Source organism: Halomonas sp., from assembly GCF_041689495.1.
Taxonomy (GTDB): domain Bacteria; phylum Pseudomonadota; class Gammaproteobacteria; order Pseudomonadales; family Halomonadaceae; genus Halomonas.
Genome location: NZ_JBDNGD010000297.1, coordinates 1 through 3,650, shown reverse-complemented (window position 1 = coordinate 3,650; position 3,650 = coordinate 1). Strand labels below are relative to the sequence as shown.

The window sequence follows — 3,650 nt, the reverse complement described above, 5'->3', positions numbered from 1 at the left end:
GTAACCAATCGTCAACGGACGGTGGAAGCAGATAGGCCGTGTAACGGTCGATAGAACGAAAGTTGCTCATGGCGGATCCGTGGTCAATTTGGTGCCAGCATAATCTCATGTTGAATGCGGAAAGTCCGACAGGCTGCTAGGTCGAATGGCCGATGATACCCGTCAGGCGACATCGGATGTACCGCCGTCCAATCTGACGACATTGCTCGAGTAGATACAGCATGCCGGGGGAGGCGAGGAAAGGGTCCATTTGGAGGCCATTCTCGATATCGTTGGCAGACGATCCTTTTCGCCGGTCCTGCTCATCGCTGGGTTGATTACCCTGGCCCAGCTGATTAGCGATTTCCCAGGCGTGCCCACGCTGATGGCCACCCGGTGGTGCTGTTCGGCCTCGCCCTGCTCGCCGATTCTCCTTGCGACTCTGGGAGAGATGGCCATTGACCCGGATACCCAGGGCATCGCGGTCCTCGGCAGCGCCCAGTCGGGCTAGGCCCACGGCCTCCTCCTCGCTGACCTCGTGACCATAGGGCGCAACAGGGGTAGTGGTTCTTAGTCCATCAAGTCGGCGTAGAGCACTGTGCTGAGGTAGCGCTCACCGAACGAAGGAATGATGACAACGATCGTCTTGCCCTTGTTCTCAGGTCGCTTGCCGACCTCGATCGCGGCGTGGATGGCTGCGCCAGATGAGATCCCTACGAGCAGCCCTTCCTTGCGGGCCGCGGCGCGTGCCGTGGCTATGGAGGTCTCCGAGTCGACGTCAAACACCTCGTCGTACACGTCCTGGTTGAGGATTTCCGGGATGAAGTTGGCGCCCAGGCCTTGGATTTTGTGGGGGCCGGCAGCGCCGCCCGTGAGGATCGCGGATTCCTTGGGCTCCACGGCGATGACCTGGATGCCGGGGTTCTTGGCCTTCAGGACCTCGCCCACACCGGTGATGGTTCCGCCGGTGCCGATGCCTGCGATAAAGATGTCGACCTTGCCGTCGGTGTCGGCCCAGATTTCTTCGGCAGTGGTCTTCCGGTGAATCTCAGGGTTGGCCTCATTGGCGAACTGCTTGGCGAGGATCGAGCCGGGGCGCTCCGCGGTGATCTTCTCGGCGGCCTCGACGGCGCCGGACATGCCCTCGGGGCCGGGCGTGAGGATGAGCTCAGCGCCGAACGCACGCAGCAGTCCGCGGCGCTCCTTCGACATCGTCTCGGGCATCGCGAGCACCACGTTGTAACCGCGGGCGGCGCCGACCATGGCGAGGGCGATACCGGTGTTGCCGGAGGTCGCCTCGACGATGGTTCCCCCGGGCTTGAGTTCGCCCGATGCTTCAGCGGCGTCCACGATCGCGACGCCCAGGCGGTCCTTGACCGAGCTGGCGGGGTTGTAGAACTCCAACTTGGCGAGGATCGTCGCGTCGACCCCCTCCGAGAGTGCGTTGATCTTGACCAGCGGCGTATTGCCGATGAGGTCAGTGACGTTCTCGTAGATCTTTGCCATGGCAAGTGTTTCCTTACGTGATTGTTGAAATATGTGAACTGTGATGAATAACGCGGGCGTATCGCAAATCGATACCGGGGCGAGCGCTAGCGTGCCTCAAGAAGGCCCGTGGGCCGAGAGGCGAGGGTTGCCAGCGCTCTACTGACAGCTGCAGCTCTCGCTACACATGCAGGCGCACATGCAGGAGGACACCGCACAGGTCAGGATGGCAGGAGCGGACGTCGTGGCGACGTGGCTCCGGTTGCTCATCTCACTTACCTCTCGTGTGCGGTGATTGTCAGAGTATCGCTGGCGGGGCGATGCGGCAAGCCAACCGGGCACGAACCTCCCCAACTCGACGAGGCATCAGGTGCCAACCCTGCTCTGGAAAGCATCCAGGTGGTCGCGGCATCTCACCGTTGTGCACGGCGACAGTTGTGGGACGCGTGCCCGCTCAAACGAGAGGAGCCGGGCCCAAAGGACCCGGCTCCTGCTGTCTCATTCACGTGCGTCGTGCCGGATGAGAAGTCCGATCGCGCTGCTCGTGGAGCAGGTGACGGGAATCGAACCCGCGTGATCAGTTTGGAAAACTGAGGCTCTACCATTGAGCTACACCCGCATCGTTGGCCACGTGCTGTTCATCGTCTGTGTCAACGCGTACTAGAGTAGCGGAGCCTGGCCGATGCTGGGTAACTGGCCCGCATGTGGGGGCCGGACGGGGTGTAGCGCAGCTTGGTAGCGCATCTGTTTTGGGAACAGAGGGTCGCAGGTTCAAATCCTGTCACCCCGACAAATGGAAAAAGGGACCGCGTCAGCGGTCCCTCTTTCCATTCGTGCTGGTAGACCAGTCAGGATGTAGGAGGAAGGAGCCCCGGTGGAGCTCCGACGGCTCCTGTCACCCCGACTTTTTGGAATAGGGGACCGCCTGCTGGCGGTCCCCTTTGCATTTGCGCGCGCAAACTGCCGGAATTCGGAAGAGCGACCGATGACTCGTGTTCGCTTGCAAAGTCGAGTCGCGTACGGATCTCCGTCGGCGCTGGCTGAACCGCTGCGCGATGGTGGTTGGGTATGACCGTATTTCGCTTTCCTGACAGCTGTGGTGCGGTTCGATTCAAGTCTATTGGCGGATCGTTGCCGATGTGGGGCGTCCCGAAGTTTTCGTGAAATCCGCCAAAAAATGTTTGCTAGAAGGCGAACCTAGATGTAGTACATCGCCGGTTCGCGAACTTCGACGATCTCGTCGGGGCCAGGGTGGCAGTAAGAATCGCCCGAATCGATGGCAGAATACGCTGGGGCGAAGTCCATGTCCTCGGCCACCCCGCGCATCATGCTCAGGATGGTGTGGGTATACACATTGACGAAGCCCGGGGTGATCACCCGGCCTGCCAGGTCAATGGTCATCGGGCCGGGGGAGCGGCCTGGCGAGGTCGTCGGGACCGACTTCGACCAGGCGCCCATCGTGGATCACCACGTCAGCGGGATGGGCAGCATCGAACAGGGGCTGCTTTTCCATCCCATTGCATACGCTTCTTCTGCTTGGCCTTCCACAGCCGCCAGATGATCTGGAAGGCGGTGAAGGTCTTGCCGGTGCCGGTAGCCATCACCAGCAGTATGCGGTCCCAGCCGGCCCGCTCCAGCGCCGGGGTGATGAACTTGGTGTAGATTCCCCGTTCGCTGATGGCCTTCTTGTCCATGGCAGCATCCTGCTTGTCGATGGCGGGGCGGGCGTTGGTTACCCAAGTTTACGCTACGCGGGCAGGCTAAGCATCCTGTGCTAGGCTGAAGTCTTTTGATTGGATGACCAAGCCATGCAGCGGTGGCGAGAAAATGATAATGGCGTGAGGGATGAATTTTGAGTTTGATGTCAGATACCGACACTAAGCAGCCGAGCCGGTAAAGGCAGCATGCGCGATGATTGGTGCTATACTTAATATTCTGGTGTTTCAGTAGGTTGGGAGGGGGGAGGTGACGTGCGGTATAACATTGTTGAACGCGCTTGCCCTTTCATCCAATATCAGAGCATACAGTCTAATCACTGTTAGGCCAAGCGGGGTATCCGGATAAATGCGGTTAGAGTTAGCGGCGCCATGGGAGGGGAGGAACTTCGGCATGGAGAGACGAAGGTGCCTTTTTGCCAGTACAGGGCGGCGTGGGTCGGTCTTCCCCTGCTTTTCTGGGTCTCGGGT

General features: G+C 60.3%; 3 protein-coding genes, 2 tRNA genes and 1 pseudogene. 2 read left to right on the top strand and 4 right to left on the bottom strand.

Features of this window, described 5'->3' with window-relative positions; genetic code table 11:
* Positions 1–214: 214 nt before the first annotated feature.
* Positions 215–490, top strand: a complete 276-nt coding sequence (locus ACESMD_RS10015) for an exopolysaccharide biosynthesis protein (RefSeq protein ID WP_372612753.1) — start codon at positions 215–217, stop codon at positions 488–490.
* A 59-nt stretch (positions 491–549) separates the two neighbouring features.
* Here ACESMD_RS10015 and cysK read toward each other — a convergent pair whose 3' ends face one another.
* Both cysK and ACESMD_RS10005 read right to left on the bottom strand, forming a co-directional pair.
* The gene (gene cysK, locus ACESMD_RS10010) at positions 550–1,485 is read right to left on the bottom strand and encodes a cysteine synthase A (protein ID WP_372612751.1); all 936 of its coding nucleotides are present in this window, start codon (positions 1,483–1,485) and stop codon (positions 550–552) included.
* Positions 1,486–2,009: 524 nt separating this feature from the next.
* Positions 2,010–2,083: transfer RNA gene (locus tag ACESMD_RS10005), tRNA-Gly, on the bottom strand.
* 97 nt (positions 2,084–2,180) lie between these two features.
* Between ACESMD_RS10005 and ACESMD_RS10000 the strand changes: the two genes are divergently transcribed.
* Positions 2,181–2,254, top strand: a tRNA-Pro gene (locus tag ACESMD_RS10000).
* Between the two features lie 407 nt (positions 2,255–2,661).
* Here ACESMD_RS10000 and ACESMD_RS09995 read toward each other — a convergent pair.
* Positions 2,662–2,922: a hypothetical protein gene (locus ACESMD_RS09995; RefSeq protein WP_372612749.1), complete on the bottom strand. Its 261-nt coding sequence runs from the start codon at positions 2,920–2,922 to the stop codon at positions 2,662–2,664.
* A gap of 62 nt (positions 2,923–2,984) precedes the next feature.
* Positions 2,985–3,089: pseudogene (locus ACESMD_RS09990) on the bottom strand (DEAD/DEAH box helicase family protein); the annotation flags it as partial.
* Positions 3,090–3,650: the final 561 nt, after the last annotated feature.